Origin of the sequence: Azospirillum sp. B506 (assembly GCF_000333595.1) — a bacterium.
Classification (GTDB): domain Bacteria; phylum Pseudomonadota; class Alphaproteobacteria; order Azospirillales; family Azospirillaceae; genus Azospirillum.
In genome coordinates, this window is record NZ_BADK01001000.1 from 1 (window position 1) to 13,860 (window position 13,860).

Consider the following 13,860-nt stretch of genomic DNA (forward strand, 5'->3'; position numbering starts at 1 on the left):
CCCCGACCGTGCCCGACCCCACAGTTTCGCCGATGCCCGCGCCATCCTGCGGAAATACGGCATCACCCCGCCGCCCGCCGTGGCCGCCTTCCTCGAAGCGGCGGAGGACGAGACGCGAAAGCCCGGCGACCCGCGCCTGTCGGGTTCCGAGACCACCATCATCGCCACCCCGCAGGACGCGCTGGAAGCGGCGGCGGCGCTGGCCCGCGACCGCGGCTATACCCCCGTCATCCTCGGCGACGCCATCGAGGGCGAATCGCGCGAGGTTGCCAAGGTCCATGCCGGTATCGCCCGGCAGGCCGCCCGCCACGGCCAGCCGGCCCCGGTGCCGGCCGTGATCCTGTCCGGCGGCGAGACCACGGTGACGGTGCGCGGCCAGGGCCGCGGCGGCCGCAACGTCGAGTTCCTGCTGGCGCTGGCGGTGGCGCTCGACGGCCATCCCGGCATCTCGGCCGCCGCCTTCGACACCGACGGCATCGACGGGACGGAGGACAATGCCGGCGCCATCCTGCGTCCCGACACGCTGAAACGGGCCGAGGCAATGGGGCTCGACGCCAAGGCCTTCCTCGCCAACAACGACGGCTACAGCTTCTTCAAGGCGCTCGGCGATCTGGTCGTCACCGGCCCGACGCGGACCAACGTCAACGACTTCCGGGTGATCGTCATCGACCGGACCTGACGTTCGGCAAAATGGCGGCTGACGGAGGCCAACACTGGAAAGAGGTGCGCCTGTGCAGGTCACCTCAAGGCACTGTAAGCACGATCTTTCCGAAACCGCCGCCGCGCTCCATCGCCTCGTGCGCCTGCACGACGTGCGCCAGGGGAAACACCTGCGAAACCACGGCGTGCAGGGTGCCGGAGGCGACGAGCGGCAGCATGCGATCGGCAAAGCGCCGAACCATCGCGCGCTTCTCATCCGGCTGCCGTGACTTCATCACCGTTCCCACCAGCCGCAGATGGTTGTGAAGCAGCAGGCCGAGAGGAATTGACGCATCGCCTCCGCCTCCCATCAGCCCGACCTGCACCAGGATCCCGCCCGGCCGCAGGCTGCGCAGGTTGGCGGCAAGCGTATCGCCGCCGATGAAATCGACCACCGCGTCGAGCCCCCGGCCTGCCGTGAACCGCCGCGCCGCCGCCTCGAAATCCGCCGACCGGTAGTCGACCGCCGCCTCGGCCCCCAGCGAGAGGACATCGTCGAGGCGACCGGCACCGGCCGTTGCCAGGACATGGCCCCCCAGGGCACGGGCGACCTGCACCATGGCGGAGCCGACACCACCCGCTGCCGCGTGGACGAGCACGGTCTGGCCGGTGCCGAGACCCGCCAGATGCCCGACGACCTCATAGGCTGTGACGAAGGATTCCATCACCGCCGCCGCCTCGATGAAACCGAGATGATCGGGCATAGGGACAGCCAGCGCCTGATCGACGCGCGCGACCTCCGCATAGGCACCGCCGCCGGTGATCGCCATCACCCGGTCGCCGCGGCGGAACCCCGTCACCGCCCCGCCGACCTCCACGACCTCGCCGGCCAGTTCGAGGCCGAGAAGCGGGCTGTCGCCGTAAGTCTCCGTTCCATAGGCCCCCTGCCGCTGCAGAAGATCGGCCCGGTTCACACCGGCGGCACGCACCCGCACCAGCAGATCCGTCGGCCGGATCTCCGGGACAGGCACTTCGGCGAGGCGGAGAACATCCGCCCGGCCGAAGTCCTCGAAGACCGCCGCCTTCACTTCACACCCTCCAGCGCCCGCACCTTTGCACGCCGCGCAATGCTGGCCGCGAAAAGCGGCGTCTCGCGCCGGTTGTGGTCGCCACCGGCGGCTTGACGGGCGGCGGCGGCGGCTTCGTAGGACAGCTGATGCGCCTCCAGAAACTCCATGAAGACATCCGTGGGATGCGCGGTCACCCGGTTCGTGTAACGGGTCCGGCCATTGTCGATGGCTTCGGCCATCAGTTCCCAGACGACATTGACCTACGTGCGGCCATTCGCCGTGAAGACGTCCGAGATCGAATTCATCCGCACATAGGCCGGGCCGGCTTCCTCGGCCACATAATGCTGGACCACGAGGCCGGTCCCGATCATCTCGACATTGATCGACATCCGGCGGCCGTCGTCGGTCGTGGTGATGCCGGCGGCGATATGGTCAGGCGCGCAGCAGCGCTGATATTCGGCCTCCGGCAGGGAAAACAGCCATTCCTCGATGTCCACCCGATCCAGCGGCACGTCGATCTCGGCCGAATAGGCGGATTGGGACAGGATGCGATCCAGAACTTTCATTGTACTCTCCATTTCACCTCAGTCGGGCTCCGGCGCCCGGCTGGTGGAATGGACCTTACGCAGCCTCCGCAGGGGCGAGAATGCAGCCAGACATCGAAACCTTTTTGCCCGGAACGCAAAGATGATCGATCCGCGCTTCGCAGAGCACCTGACGGTCTTCGTCGACGTGGTTCGGGGCGGCAGCTTCTCCCACGCGGCGCGGCGGCGCGGCCTCACCCCCTCCGCCATCGCCCGTCAGATCGACGCGCTGGAACACAGCGTCGGCGTGCCGCTCTTCGTCCGCTCGACCCGCGCCCTGGCGATGACCGATGCCGGCGAGCGGCTCTTCGAACGCGCGCAACGGCTTCTGGACGATCTGGCCGACACCCATGCGGAAATCGCCGCCTTCGACGGCGCGGTGACCGGCGTCTTCCGCCTTGCCTGCTTTCCCACCTTCGGCAAGCGCTACGTGATCCCGGCGGTGGAGGCGGTTATGCGGGACCATCCCCGGCTGAGCGTCGAACTCGATCTGACCGAACGGCTGGCCGACCCGGTCCTCGAACGTCTCGACGCGGTGATCCGCATCGGAGAGCTGGCGGACAGCACGCTCATCGCCACCCGTCTCGCCGGACAGAAAAGGCTCCTCGTCGCCTCGCCGGACTATCTGTCGCGCAACGGGGCGCCGGCCGACCGCGCCTCGCTCGCCGGTCACCGGCTGATCGACAAGCTGCATGGCGCCGACCTGCTCGGCTGGGCGGACGTGCTCGGCCATCCGGCAGGGCATCGGCAGGATGCTGGCGTGGTCTTCCGCTGCGACGACTTCGAGGCGATGCGGGGCGCGGTCCTGTCCGGCATCGGCATCGCCTTTCTGCCGGATTGGGTCGTGGGGACCGATGTTCGTGCCGGCGCTCTCCTGCGCCTGACGCTCGACAGCGAATCCGGGGCAGAAACCGGGGCAGAATCCTGGAATATGTCGGAGACCGGCATCCACCTGCTGCGCGCCCTGGCGCAACCCTCCGCGAAATTCCGGGTGGTGAGCGGCGCCATCCGCACGGTGATCGGTACGCCGCCGGTCTGGGCTGCCTGATCCCGGCTTTCCGCGGCGACGGCCGCCACCCTCCGCACCGGCGCCGCGGCCCGACGCGATGCTCGACGGACTTGCCGCTATTGCGCTTTTTTCATCAGCTGCGAGATGTAGATCCGCGTCAGCGATTTCAGGATCGGCGGCATCGCCATCACCGCATCCTCGAAGCTGCGCTTGTCGATCACCTCGCAGACGCCGCCGCTGACCGCCACGGCGGTGACATCCGGCGGGCGGCCGGTCAGCAGATAGATCTCACCGAACAGGCTGCCCGGCCCGAAGCTGGCGATCTCCTCGCCCAGCGTGCCGCGGCCGGGGCGCAGCACGACGCGGCCGGACTGGATCAGATAGGCGGCGTTCACCGGGTCGTTCGGGCTGAAGAAGACATGCCCTTCGCGGATCATCCGACGGTCGACCACCTTCTGGAACGAATTGGTGGAGCGGAAATCCACCGCATTGCCGATCCGCTCGGTCGGCGGCAGGCCATAGTCGCGGCGGATCGCGGCGATCAGGCTCTGCAACAGGTAGGAGGCGAGCGGCGGGCTGCGCTTCAACAAGCCGCGGAAGGCGTCCCGCGTCACCTCGACGCAAGTCACCTCGGTCAGCGAGCGCACGGTGGCGCTGCGCTCCCCATCGTCGATCAGCGCCATTTCGCCGACCACCGAGCCCTTGCCGACGACGCTCAGCCGCCGGGTGCTGCCGTCCGGCGCGGTCAGCAGCACCTCCAACTCGCCCGATTCGATCAGCCACGCCCGGTCGGCGCGCTCGCCCTGCCGCATCATCACGATGCCGGGACCGATGGTATAGCGCTTGGGACCGGAAGCGGCGGAGGGTGTCATTGGGCGGCTCGGGGACGGGCGAAAGGTCGGCGCAGCACTCTACCGCAAGGGCACGGGATCGTCAGCCGCCCGTCTTCATCACCCCGCCGCGGTCGCGCGCCGGCCCGCCGCCCTGACCGCTGCGGCCCAGGAACTGGCGCAGGAAAGCGACGACCTCCGGCGAATCCCACTCCACCGCCCCTTCGACGCGGCCAAGCTCGCGGCCTTCCGGATCGACCAGGACGGTGGTGGGCAGGCCGCGCAACGACAGCGCCTTCATCGACTCCGATCCTGGATCGAGGAACACCGTCAGGTTCTGCACCCCGGTCTTCTTGTAGAAGGGCTCCACCGCCGTCCGCCCGCCGCGGTCCAGCGACAGCGCCACCACCTGGAAGGCGTCGCCGCCCAGCTGGGCCTGGAGCCGGTCGAGCGACGGCATCTCCTTCACGCAAGGCCCGCACCAGGTCGCCCACAGGTTCAGCAGGATCACCCGGTCCTTGAAATCGGCCAGATCGACCCGCCGCCCCTCGGCATCGACAAAGGACAGCGGCGGCATCGGCTTGGGCTCCGCCCCCTTGAACTTTTCCAGCTTGTCGGCACCGGAGGAGGCGACCGGCGTGGCGGCATCCGCCGCGCCCAGCCGCAGCACCTCCGGGGCCGCAGGGGCAGCACCGGCGCTCCACCACAGGCCGGCCCCGGCCATGCACACACAAACCGTTGCGACAGCCGCCAAAGTCCGCATACTCACGCTTCCTCGCTCCCCTTCACCCGAATGCCCCGGTATCCGTCCCCATGAGCGCCGATCAGACCCCGCCGAACTCCGCCACCATCCCCGGCGCCGCCACCGGCGCTGCCGCACCCGCCGCCAGCCAGATGTGGGGCGGGCGATTCGCGCGCGGTCCCGCCGCCATCATGGAGAAGATCAACGCCTCCATCGGCTTCGACAAGCGGCTTGCCGACCAGGACATCGCCGGGTCGAAGGCCCATGCCGCGATGCTGGCCAAGCAGGGCATCATAACCCAGGCCGACGCCGACGCCATCATCGGCGGACTCGACCGCGTAAAGGCAGAGATTGACGCCGGCAGCTTCACCTTCAAGGTGGAACTGGAGGACATCCACATGAATGTGGAGGCCCGGCTGGCCGAGCTGATCGGCGAACCGGCCAAGCGCCTGCACACCGGCCGTTCGCGCAACGACCAGGTGGCGACCGATTTCAAGCTTTGGGTGCGCGACGCCATCGACCGGACCATCGCCGGCCTGACCGCGCTGCAGACCGCGCTGATCGATCTGGCGGAGCAACACACCGGCACGGTGATGCCCGGCTTCACCCATCTCCAGGCGGCGCAGCCGATCAGCTTCGCCCATCACCTGCTGGCCTATGTCGAGATGTTCGGGCGCGACCGCAGCCGCTTCCGCGACGCCCGCTGCCGGCTGAACGAATGCCCGCTCGGCTCGGCGGCGCTGGCCGGCACCCCCTACCCCATCGACCGTTTCATGACGGCGGAGGCGCTGGGCTTCAACCGGCCGACCGCCAACTCGCTGGACGCGGTGTCCGACCGCGACTTCGCGCTGGAATATCTGTCGGCGGCGTCGATCTGCGCCATGCACCTGTCGCGCTTCGCCGAGGAGATCGTGATCTGGTGCTCGGCCCAGTTCCGCTTCATCAGGCTGTCGGACGCCTTCACCACCGGCTCGTCGATCATGCCGCAGAAGAAGAACCCTGACGCGGCGGAGCTGGTGCGCGCCAAGGCCGGCCGCGTCATCGGCAGCCTGAACAGCCTGCTGATCGCCATGAAGGGCCTGCCGCTGGCCTATTCCAAGGACATGCAGGAGGACAAGGAGCCGGTGTTCGAGGCCGACGACACGCTGGCGCTCTGCATCGCCGCCATGGAAGGCATGGTGCGCGACATGCAGCCGAACGTCCCGGCGATGCGCGAGGCGGCCGACCGCGGCTTCCTCAACGCCACCGACCTTGCCGACTGGCTGGTGCGGGAGCTGGACATGCCCTTCCGCGAGGCGCACCACGTCACCGGCCGCGCCGTCAAGGCGGCGGAGGACCGCCGCGTCGGCCTGACCGACCTGACGCTGGCCGAACTCCAGGCCATCGAGCCGCGCATCACCGAAGCCGTCTATCCGGCGCTGAGCATCGAGGCGTCGCTGAACAGCCGCACCAGCTTCGGCGGCCCGGCCCCCGTCCGCGTGCAGGAGGCGGTGAAGGCCGCCCGGGAGCGTTTCCTGTGAACCGTAGCGTTACGCTGACCATCCTGGCCCTGGCCGGCGCCCTGGCGTTGGCCGGCTGCGGCAAGAAGCCGAAATTCGTCGACAGCCCGCTGCCGGAGGGGCAGGTCGACCCCTTCCCCCGCACCTACCCCAACCCTTCGCAGGACCCGAAGCCCGGCAAGCCGGCCGGTTCCGGAGTCCAGTTCCCATGACCGCCCGCACCGGTTCGCCCAACGGATCTCCCATGAGCGTCTTCGCCTACCGCAACGGCGTGCTGCATGCCGAATCCGTCTCGCTGGAGGATGTGGCGCGGGAGGTGGGCACCCCCTTCTACCTCTATTCCACCGCAGCGCTGGAATCGCACTACAACGCCTATGCCGGCGCCTTCGCCGGCCAGGATGCCGGCGTCTGCTACGCGCTGAAGGCCAATTCCAACCTCGCCGTCATCCGCACGCTGGCGAAGCTGGGGGCCGGCGGCGACGTGGTGTCGGTGGGCGAGATGAAGCGGGCGCTGGCCGGCGGCATCCCGGCGGAGCGCATCGTCTTCTCCGGCGTCGGCAAGACCCGCGACGACCTGCGCGCCGCCCTTGAGGCCGGCATCCACCAGATCAACGTCGAATCGGTGCCGGAGCTGGAGGCGCTGAGCGAGGTGGCCTCGTCCCTGGGCGTCGAGGCTCCCATCGCCTTCCGCGTCAACCCGGACGTCGACGCCAAGACCCACGCCAAGATCGCCACCGGCAAGAAAGAGAACAAGTTCGGCATCGACTATGACCACGCGCGCGAGATCTACCGCCGCGCGGCGGCCCTGCCGGGCATCAAGCCGGTCGCCATCGCCGTCCATATCGGCTCGCAGCTGACCGACCTCGCCCCCTTCCGGGCGGCCTACGAGCGGGTGGCGGCGCTGCTGCACCAGCTGCGCGAGGACGGCCACGACATCCAGCGCCTCGATCTCGGCGGCGGTCTCGGCATCACCTACAAGAGCGAGGCGCCGCCCGATCTGGCCGACTATGCCGCGATGGTGCGCTCGATCACCGGCAATCTCGGCTGCCGCATCACGCTGGAGCCGGGCCGCTCGCTGGTCGGCAATGCCGGCATCCTGGTCAGCCGTGTCATCTATGTGAAGCAGGGGCTGCACCGCCGCTTCGTCATCGTCGACGCCGCGATGAACGACCTGATCCGTCCGTCGCTGTACGACGCCTATCACGGCATCGTGCCCGTCGCGGAGCCGGCCGCCGATGCCGCGCAGGAACCCTATGACGTGGTCGGCCCGGTGTGCGAGAGCGGCGACACCTTCGCCGTGCAGCGCCCGCTGCCGCCGCTGGCGGACGACGACCTCGTCGCCTTCCTGTCGGCCGGCGCCTATGGTGCGGTGATGGCCTCGACCTACAACAGCCGGCCGCTGGTGCCGGAGGTTCTGGTCAACGGCGACCGCTTCTCGGTCATCCGCCCCCGCCCGACGGTGGAGGAGATGCTGGCGGCCGAGCGCGTGCCCGACTGGCTCTAACGGACTGGCGCCCCCTCCCCATCGGAGAGGGGGCGCTCCCGTCACGCATCGAGCACGAACCGGCTGTTCTTCGCCGTCAGCGCCTCGAAATAGGGCCGCAACGTCGCGTCGTCGAAACCGAAGGCCTGCTGGAAACGGATGATCAGGTCGCGCTCGCCCTGCTCCGCTTCGCCATCGGCCATGGCGCTGTCGATCATGTTCAGCAGGATGCACAGCCGCTGCTGCTGGTTCAGCTTGGGTGCGACCTCGCCCAGGAAGCTCTCCGGCTGGGTGCTGCGCGCGTATTTGAGGCAACCGTCCAGTTCCTCCCGCGAGGCCCTGCGGCCGAGGACGGAAACCAGATGGCCGACCTCCTCCGGATCGATCTCGCCGTCCGATCCCATGCAGTAGATCAGCGAAACCACCAGCGCGCGGCGCGGGGTCATCTCCAGCGGCGCGTTGCCCTTGAACATATCGAACAGACCCATCGTTCGACCTCCCCAATGGTTCAGACGCCCGCCCATTTGGGCCCATGGAGAACGCCGTGCAAGATGGGGAGCGACGCGTTTTTTTTCGCCGGATGACGGAAGCCGTTCAATGATGATAGGGAAAGTCCACAAAAGGCAGGTCGTCGCCACGTCTACAACGACTTCCCTGTTCCAAGGATTTTCACCATGATCCTGTCCGTCCACACAGGCCGGCGATGCGGATGCGGTGACTCTTTCCACAGAAGACCGGACTGTTCCATGGAACCATTCCCGGCAAAGCCCCTCTCTGCATCGGCACTCTGCCGGGACCGGACCGTTACACGCTCTCCTGCAACGCTGCACCGCCGCTTCGGGCAGGCGCGTCGGCGATGATGCCCGATGTCTTGGCGGCGTCGGGCATCTGGATCGCTCGCGATGCCTTCCAGAAGGTGAGCGTGCCCAGGATGCCGCAGGCCGAGACGAACATGACCCAGAAGGCCGGTGACGCCTTGAGCCCGGTGGCGTTGACCAGATATTGCGAGACGAAAGGCGTGAAGCCGCCGAAAATGGCGAGGCCGAGCGTGGTCGCGACCCCGTATCCCGTGGCGCGGATCTGGGTCGGCACCCTCTCCGCCAGTGCGACGAGGGACGACGACGTGTAGGAGGCATACAGCACTGCGAACCACAGCTGCACGAGAAACAGGTTCGTGAAGGTGACGTTGTTCGCCAGCATGTACATCGCGGGATAGGCGGTGACGAAGGACAGGATGCCGCAACCGATCAGGATCGGCTTCCGCCCGATGCGATCCGAAAGCAGGGCGAACAGCGGCAGCATGACGATGTTGGCGGCGGTGACCCCGACGGTCGACAGGAAACTGTCGGCCGCCGACATGTGAAGGACCTCCTTGGCGAAAATCGGAGAGTAGGTGAAGATCACATAGAACATGCTGGACCCTGCCGTCGACATCAGCATGCCGCTCAGGGCAACCCGCCAATGCTTGGCCAATGCCGCCCAGACCTCGCGGATCGACGGGTGATGGATGGAGGACGCGAATTCCTCGCTCTCGATCAGGCTTCGGCGCAGGTAGAAGATCAAGGGAATGACGCCGCAGCCGAGGATGAACGGGATACGGAACCCCCAGGACAGGATCTGGTCCGGTTTCAGAGTCTGGTTGATGAGATATCCCAGCGACAGCGCCATGATGGTGGCGGCGCTGAAGCATACGGCGTTCCAGCACACATAGAGCGCGGAGTTGTTCCTCCCCGACATCTCCTTCAGATACGCCGTCACCCCGCCGGTCTCCGCACCGATCGAAAAGCCTTGCAACAGGCGTCCGAACAGGACAAGCAGGGGGGCCGCAAGGCCGATCGTCTCGTATTTGGGCGTGAAGGCGATGATGATGGTGCCCAACGCCATCAGGGAAAGACTGATCAGCAATCCCTTGCGCCGGCCCGCATGGTCGAAATAGGGACCGAGGATGACCGCGCCGGCGAACCTCATCACATAGGCCACGGCGAATACCATCAGCGCCATCATCAGGGATGTCACTGGATTGTCTGCCGGGAAGAATGCTGCCCCGACGGCCGTGGCAAAAGTACCGAAGACGACGAGATCGAATGCCTCGAAGAAATTCCCCGAAGCGACCTGGATGATGCGATACAGTTTTCGCATGCGGGTTTCGCGGTGCGGCGGCATGAACATTCTCCCTGTGTCGTGAAGCTGTCCCAGGATTGCTGAAGAGAATAAAACCTTACTGCTTTTGATCGTAAGACCTGCCGACCCGCATCAGCGGCTTTCGGTCATGCAACGGTGATCGAAAAGCCCGTCCCCACGCTCCAGGAACGTCTCGATCTTCTGGCGCCAGGGGGCGATGTCGAGTTTCTTTTCCTGAAGCCAGTCCGGATTGTAGTAGGAGCCGGAATAGCGGTCGCCACTGTCGCAGATGATGGTGACGAGCGCCCCGGTCTTGTTTTCTTTGATCATCTGCGCGGCGACGAGCAGGGTGCCGAAGAAATTGGTGCCGGTGGAGCCGCCGACGCGGCGGAAAAGCAGGTCGGAGAGGACATGCGCGGCGGCGATCGACGCCGTGTTCGGCACACGGATCATGTGATCGATCACGCCGGGGATGAAGGAGGGTTCCACGCGGGGGCGGCCGATGCCCTCGATGAGGCTTCCCGGCGCGGTCGCCTGCATGTCTCCCGACGCCCAGGCGTCGTAGAAGGCCGAACCTTCGACATCGACCACGCAAAGCTGCGTCTCGAAGCCGCGGTACTTGATGTATCGCCCGATCGTCGCCGAGGTCCCGCCGGTGCCGGCGCTCATGACGATCCAGGCCGGAACCGCCTGCGGTTCGCACTGCATCTGGTCGAAGATGCTTTGGGCGATGTTGTTGTTGCCGCGCCAGTCGGTCGCCCGCTCCGCGTTGGTGAACTGGTCGAGATAATGGCCCCCCGTCTGGGCGGCGATCTCCTGGGCGACCGCGTAGACCTCTCCGGCATGGTCGACGAAATGGCACCGTCCGCCGAACCGTTCGATCGCCTCGATCTTCTGGCAGCTGGTCGACCGCGGCATCACGGCGATGAAGGGAAGGTCGAGCAGGTGGGCGAAGTAGGCTTCCGAAACCGCGGTCGATCCGGACGAGGCCTCGACCAGCGTGGTGCCCGGGCCGATGCGGCCGTTGCAGATGCCGTACAGGAACAGCGAGCGGGCAAGGCGATGCTTCAGGCTGCCGGTCGGATGGGTGCTCTCGTCCTTCAGATAGATCGAGATCCCCTTCAGCCCCTTGAAGGCGGGCTTGACCAGATGGGTGTCGGCCGACCGGCGGCCATCGCCCTGCAGAAGGTCCAGCGCCCGCCTGGCCCAGGATCGGTCCGGGCCGGAAAGGGGAAGCTCCTCCATCCGGCGATTGCAGAAGTCCGTCATGTCAAATCCGATCCCACGGCGATGATCGCATCGATTTCCACCTGCGCGCCTCTCGGCAGACCGGACGCCTCGAAGGTGGTCCGGGCCGGATAGGGTTCGGTGAAGACTTCCCGGAAGACGTCGTTGACGTCGCCGAAGCGCGCCAGATCGCGCATGAGAACCGTGACCTTGACGGCCCGCGACAGGTCGCTGCCGCCGGCCCGTGCGATCGCGGCGAGATTGCGCAGGCATTGGCGCGCCTGTTCGGCCGGATCGTCGGACGGAAACGCGCCGGTCGCCGGATCGATGGGCAGCTGGCCGGATGCGAAGATCAGGCCGTTGAAGACGACGGCCTGCGAATAGGGGCCGATGGCCGCCGGGGCCTGCGGGGTCGATATGGTCGTCATGAGGGTCGTATGGTCCTGCGAAGCGGATGGGGATGAAGTCCCTGGTCATTGGGGAGACAGCGGCCGGTCCAGGTGGCGGTCCGCCGATGGCGTCAGCCGAGCGCCGCGCCCATCCAGGCAGCCTGCAGCGTCCGGCCCCGCCGGGGTTGCTGCCCCTTCACGATGGAGCGGATGGCATGGAGCGTTTCCGGGCGGAACCCGGCGCGGATCGTGCAGCTCGGCGCGAAAATGACGTTGCCCACGCCTTCGGCCATCCTGGAAACCGAACGGATCTGATCCTCGATGGCCGGGATGTCGTTCGCGGTCACCGAACGCCGGTCGATGCCGCCGACGATGCATTTGCGGGACGACAGCAGGCCGCCGGCCATGGAGGGAAGCGTCTCCCAGGAGTGCCAGTTGATTCCATGGACCGGATAATCGAGCAGCTCGCGGAAGCGGATCTGCTCGCCATGGATATGGAGGATGTTGAAGCGGCCGGACCGGGCACCGAACAGCGCCTCCAGATCGTAGGCGGCGACATATTCGCTGAAGTCGTCGTAGGGGAAGCGATCCCGCCCCGTGTCCTGATGGGCGAAGAAGACGCCGTCGGCTCCTGCCTCGATGGCCGCCGCCGAATAGCGCGAGACGAGCCTTGAGATTTTCCCAAGCGCGCCATGGATTTCCCGCGCATGGTTGCCGTCCCGGATCTGCGTCCGTATCGCTCCTCTGCTGAGTTTGGCCGCAATCGTCATCGGGCTGAACACGGTGAAGACGATGGGAATATCGGGCAGGGCGGCACGCACGAGACGCAGCGACCGGAGTTCCCGCCCCAGGGCGCCCGAATGAATGTCGAGATCCGGGAGGTCGTCCCAATCCTCGGCCCGCTCGAACGGGGTCGAGGTGATCCGCGCGATCCCGCCGGTGCCGACCTCCGAAAAATCGATGCCGACCCCATAATCCTCGATCGCATACATTCCGTTCGGAGCGGTCTTCACGAAATCGAGATCGAAGGTCCTCTGAAGACCGATGGTGGCGTCGGCAAGACGCTGCGGATCAAGGTCGATATCGGGGAAGTGTGTCCAGAACGAGAACAGCGGTTTGTGGCGCTCACGACCAGCAAATATGGTCGAGATGTTTTGGCTGTATTCCATGAACGCCTCGGTTCGTCATGTTTCCTTAATTCCACCGTCACGATACAGAAGCTCTGGCTATACAAAAAATACGCAATCCGTATGCTGGGTATCGTCAATGACGATGGCGGAGGCATGGGACAGGATGTTCAAGCTCGATCAGCTCCGCTACTTCGTGGAAGCGGTCAAATGCGGAAGCATTTCGGCGGCGGCCAGGAAAGTCCGGCTCGCCCAGCCGGCCTATTCGGCGCACATCAAGGCCCTGGAGGAGGAACTCGGGGTCAGGCTGTTCGAGCGGAGCACCAAGGGCGTCCATCTGACGGAGGCCGGCGAGCGGCTGTTCAATGGTGCGCTTTCGCTGTTCCGGCACGTCGAGCAGGTGCGGGAGGAGGCGGCCAATGCAGCCGGCGAACTGACCGGAGAGGTGCGCATCGTGCTGGCCGCGTCGGTCGCGCCGTTGCTGGCGGGCAAGCTGTTCTGGGAGGTCCGGCGGACCTATCCCCGCGTCCGTCTCGTCATCCTCGATCTGATGCGGGTGGCCAGCGAAAATCTGGTCACGTCGCGTCAGGTGGATTTCGCGCTGCTGCCGAACATCGCGACGCTGGCCGGCGCAGCCTCGCAACCGGTCATTGCGCAGGAACTCTATCTCATCGGGCGGACGCCGCCGCAGGCCGCTGACGGCGAGATCGACTTCCACGATGTCGTCGAATACCCGCTGGTCATGGGGGATCGCAAAAACCAGCTCCGGGTGGATCTGGAGAACACCGCCGCCCGTGAAGGCCATCGCATCAGGATCGCGATCGAACAGGATTCGCTGTCGGTGCTCCGCAGCATCATCCTGAACGGGCCGGTCTATACGGTCGCGCCCTATTCGGCATTCATCTCGGAGATCGACGCAGGAGCACTGACGGCGACCCGAATCGTCAACCCGTCCATCGAACGGACGCTGTCCTTCGTCTGGCATGATTCATCGAACCTGTCGGCCTCGGCGCGTGCGGTCATGGCCCTGCTGCATCGACGGATCGGGGAGATGGTGCGCGACGGCAATCTCCGCGGCCGGAGCTTTCTCGGGAGAAACCGGCCCGGAAAGGGCCGGGGGGGTTTCGGGGCCCCCCGGAA

At 66.6% G+C, this 13,860-nt stretch carries 15 protein-coding genes and 1 pseudogene; 6 read left to right on the plus strand and 10 right to left on the minus strand.

Annotated elements, in window-relative coordinates; translation table 11 throughout:
• Window positions 1–679: pseudogene (locus I71_RS30980) on the plus strand (glycerate kinase); the annotation flags it as partial.
• A 64-nt stretch (window positions 680–743) separates the two neighbouring features.
• Here the strand turns inward: I71_RS30980 and I71_RS30985 are convergent.
• Genes I71_RS30985 through I71_RS39000 form a run of 3 tightly spaced genes read right to left on the minus strand, consistent with a single transcriptional unit; the run spans window position 744 to window position 2,275 of the window.
• Complete coding sequence (locus tag I71_RS30985) at window positions 744–1,727, minus strand: NAD(P)H-quinone oxidoreductase (protein WP_042703399.1); 984 nt, start codon at window positions 1,725–1,727, stop codon at window positions 744–746.
• Window positions 1,724–1,948: a hypothetical protein gene (locus tag I71_RS38995; protein ID WP_199902295.1), complete on the minus strand. Its 225-nt coding sequence runs from the start codon at window positions 1,946–1,948 to the stop codon at window positions 1,724–1,726. Before I71_RS38995 ends, I71_RS30985 begins: the two co-directional genes overlap by 4 nt.
• 21 nt (window positions 1,949–1,969) lie before the next feature.
• Window positions 1,970–2,275, minus strand: a complete 306-nt coding sequence (locus I71_RS39000; protein WP_199902296.1) for a hypothetical protein — start codon at window positions 2,273–2,275, stop codon at window positions 1,970–1,972.
• 121 nt (window positions 2,276–2,396) lie between these two features.
• On the opposite strand from I71_RS39000, the gene I71_RS30995 reads away from it, so the two are divergent.
• The gene (locus tag I71_RS30995; RefSeq protein ID WP_042703401.1) at window positions 2,397–3,341 is read left to right on the plus strand and encodes a LysR family transcriptional regulator; all 945 of its coding nucleotides are present in this window, start codon (window positions 2,397–2,399) and stop codon (window positions 3,339–3,341) included.
• 77 nt (window positions 3,342–3,418) lie between these two features.
• Here I71_RS30995 and I71_RS31000 read toward each other — a convergent pair whose 3' ends face one another.
• Both I71_RS31000 and I71_RS31005 read right to left on the minus strand, forming a co-directional pair.
• A complete protein-coding gene (locus I71_RS31000; RefSeq protein WP_042703403.1) occupies window positions 3,419–4,174 on the minus strand; it encodes a cyclic nucleotide-binding domain-containing protein in 756 nt (251 codons plus the stop codon).
• 61 nt (window positions 4,175–4,235) lie between these two features.
• Window positions 4,236–4,856 carry a TlpA disulfide reductase family protein gene (locus I71_RS31005; protein ID WP_244434162.1) on the minus strand — a complete coding sequence of 207 codons (621 nt, stop codon included), beginning with the start codon at window positions 4,854–4,856 and terminating at the stop codon, window positions 4,236–4,238.
• A gap of 89 nt (window positions 4,857–4,945) precedes the next feature.
• On the opposite strand from I71_RS31005, the gene argH reads away from it, so the two are divergent.
• The 3 genes from argH to lysA are packed head-to-tail and all read left to right on the plus strand — an operon-like array spanning window position 4,946 to window position 7,877.
• On the plus strand, window positions 4,946–6,394 hold the full coding sequence (gene argH / locus I71_RS31010) for an argininosuccinate lyase (RefSeq protein WP_199902297.1): 1,449 nt from the start codon (window positions 4,946–4,948) through the stop codon (window positions 6,392–6,394).
• On the plus strand, window positions 6,391–6,585 hold the full coding sequence (locus I71_RS31015; RefSeq protein ID WP_042703407.1) for a hypothetical protein: 195 nt from the start codon (window positions 6,391–6,393) through the stop codon (window positions 6,583–6,585). Before argH ends, I71_RS31015 begins: the two co-directional genes overlap by 4 nt.
• 32 nt (window positions 6,586–6,617) lie before the next feature.
• Window positions 6,618–7,877, plus strand: a complete 1,260-nt coding sequence (gene lysA, locus I71_RS31020) for a diaminopimelate decarboxylase (RefSeq protein WP_042703416.1) — start codon at window positions 6,618–6,620, stop codon at window positions 7,875–7,877.
• A 41-nt stretch (window positions 7,878–7,918) separates the two neighbouring features.
• Here lysA and I71_RS31025 read toward each other — a convergent pair whose 3' ends face one another.
• The 5 genes from I71_RS31025 to I71_RS31045 all read right to left on the minus strand — a co-directional run bounded on the left by I71_RS31025 (window position 7,919) and on the right by I71_RS31045 (window position 12,762).
• The gene (locus I71_RS31025; RefSeq protein WP_042703409.1) at window positions 7,919–8,344 is read right to left on the minus strand and encodes a TerB family tellurite resistance protein; all 426 of its coding nucleotides are present in this window, start codon (window positions 8,342–8,344) and stop codon (window positions 7,919–7,921) included.
• 316 nt (window positions 8,345–8,660) lie between these two features.
• Entirely contained in the window at window positions 8,661–9,995 is a 1,335-nt protein-coding gene (tcuC, locus tag I71_RS31030) for a tricarballylate/proton symporter TcuC (RefSeq protein WP_159107457.1), read from the minus strand.
• 114 nt (window positions 9,996–10,109) lie between these two features.
• Window positions 10,110–11,246, minus strand: coding sequence for a PLP-dependent cysteine synthase family protein (locus I71_RS31035; protein ID WP_199902298.1), 1,137 nt, complete (start codon window positions 11,244–11,246; stop codon window positions 10,110–10,112).
• Window positions 11,243–11,632 (minus strand): Rid family detoxifying hydrolase, encoded by a 390-nt coding sequence (locus tag I71_RS31040; RefSeq protein WP_042703411.1) that lies wholly within the window; start codon window positions 11,630–11,632, stop codon window positions 11,243–11,245. The genes I71_RS31035 and I71_RS31040 overlap by 4 nt, the downstream gene beginning before the upstream one ends.
• Window positions 11,633–11,724: 92 nt before the next feature.
• Window positions 11,725–12,762: a uroporphyrinogen decarboxylase family protein gene (locus tag I71_RS31045; RefSeq protein WP_049976420.1), complete on the minus strand. Its 1,038-nt coding sequence runs from the start codon at window positions 12,760–12,762 to the stop codon at window positions 11,725–11,727.
• A 124-nt stretch (window positions 12,763–12,886) separates the two neighbouring features.
• On the opposite strand from I71_RS31045, the gene I71_RS31050 reads away from it, so the two are divergent.
• Window positions 12,887–13,860: LysR family transcriptional regulator (locus I71_RS31050; protein WP_042703413.1), on the plus strand; the 974-nt coding region annotated here is incomplete at its 3' end.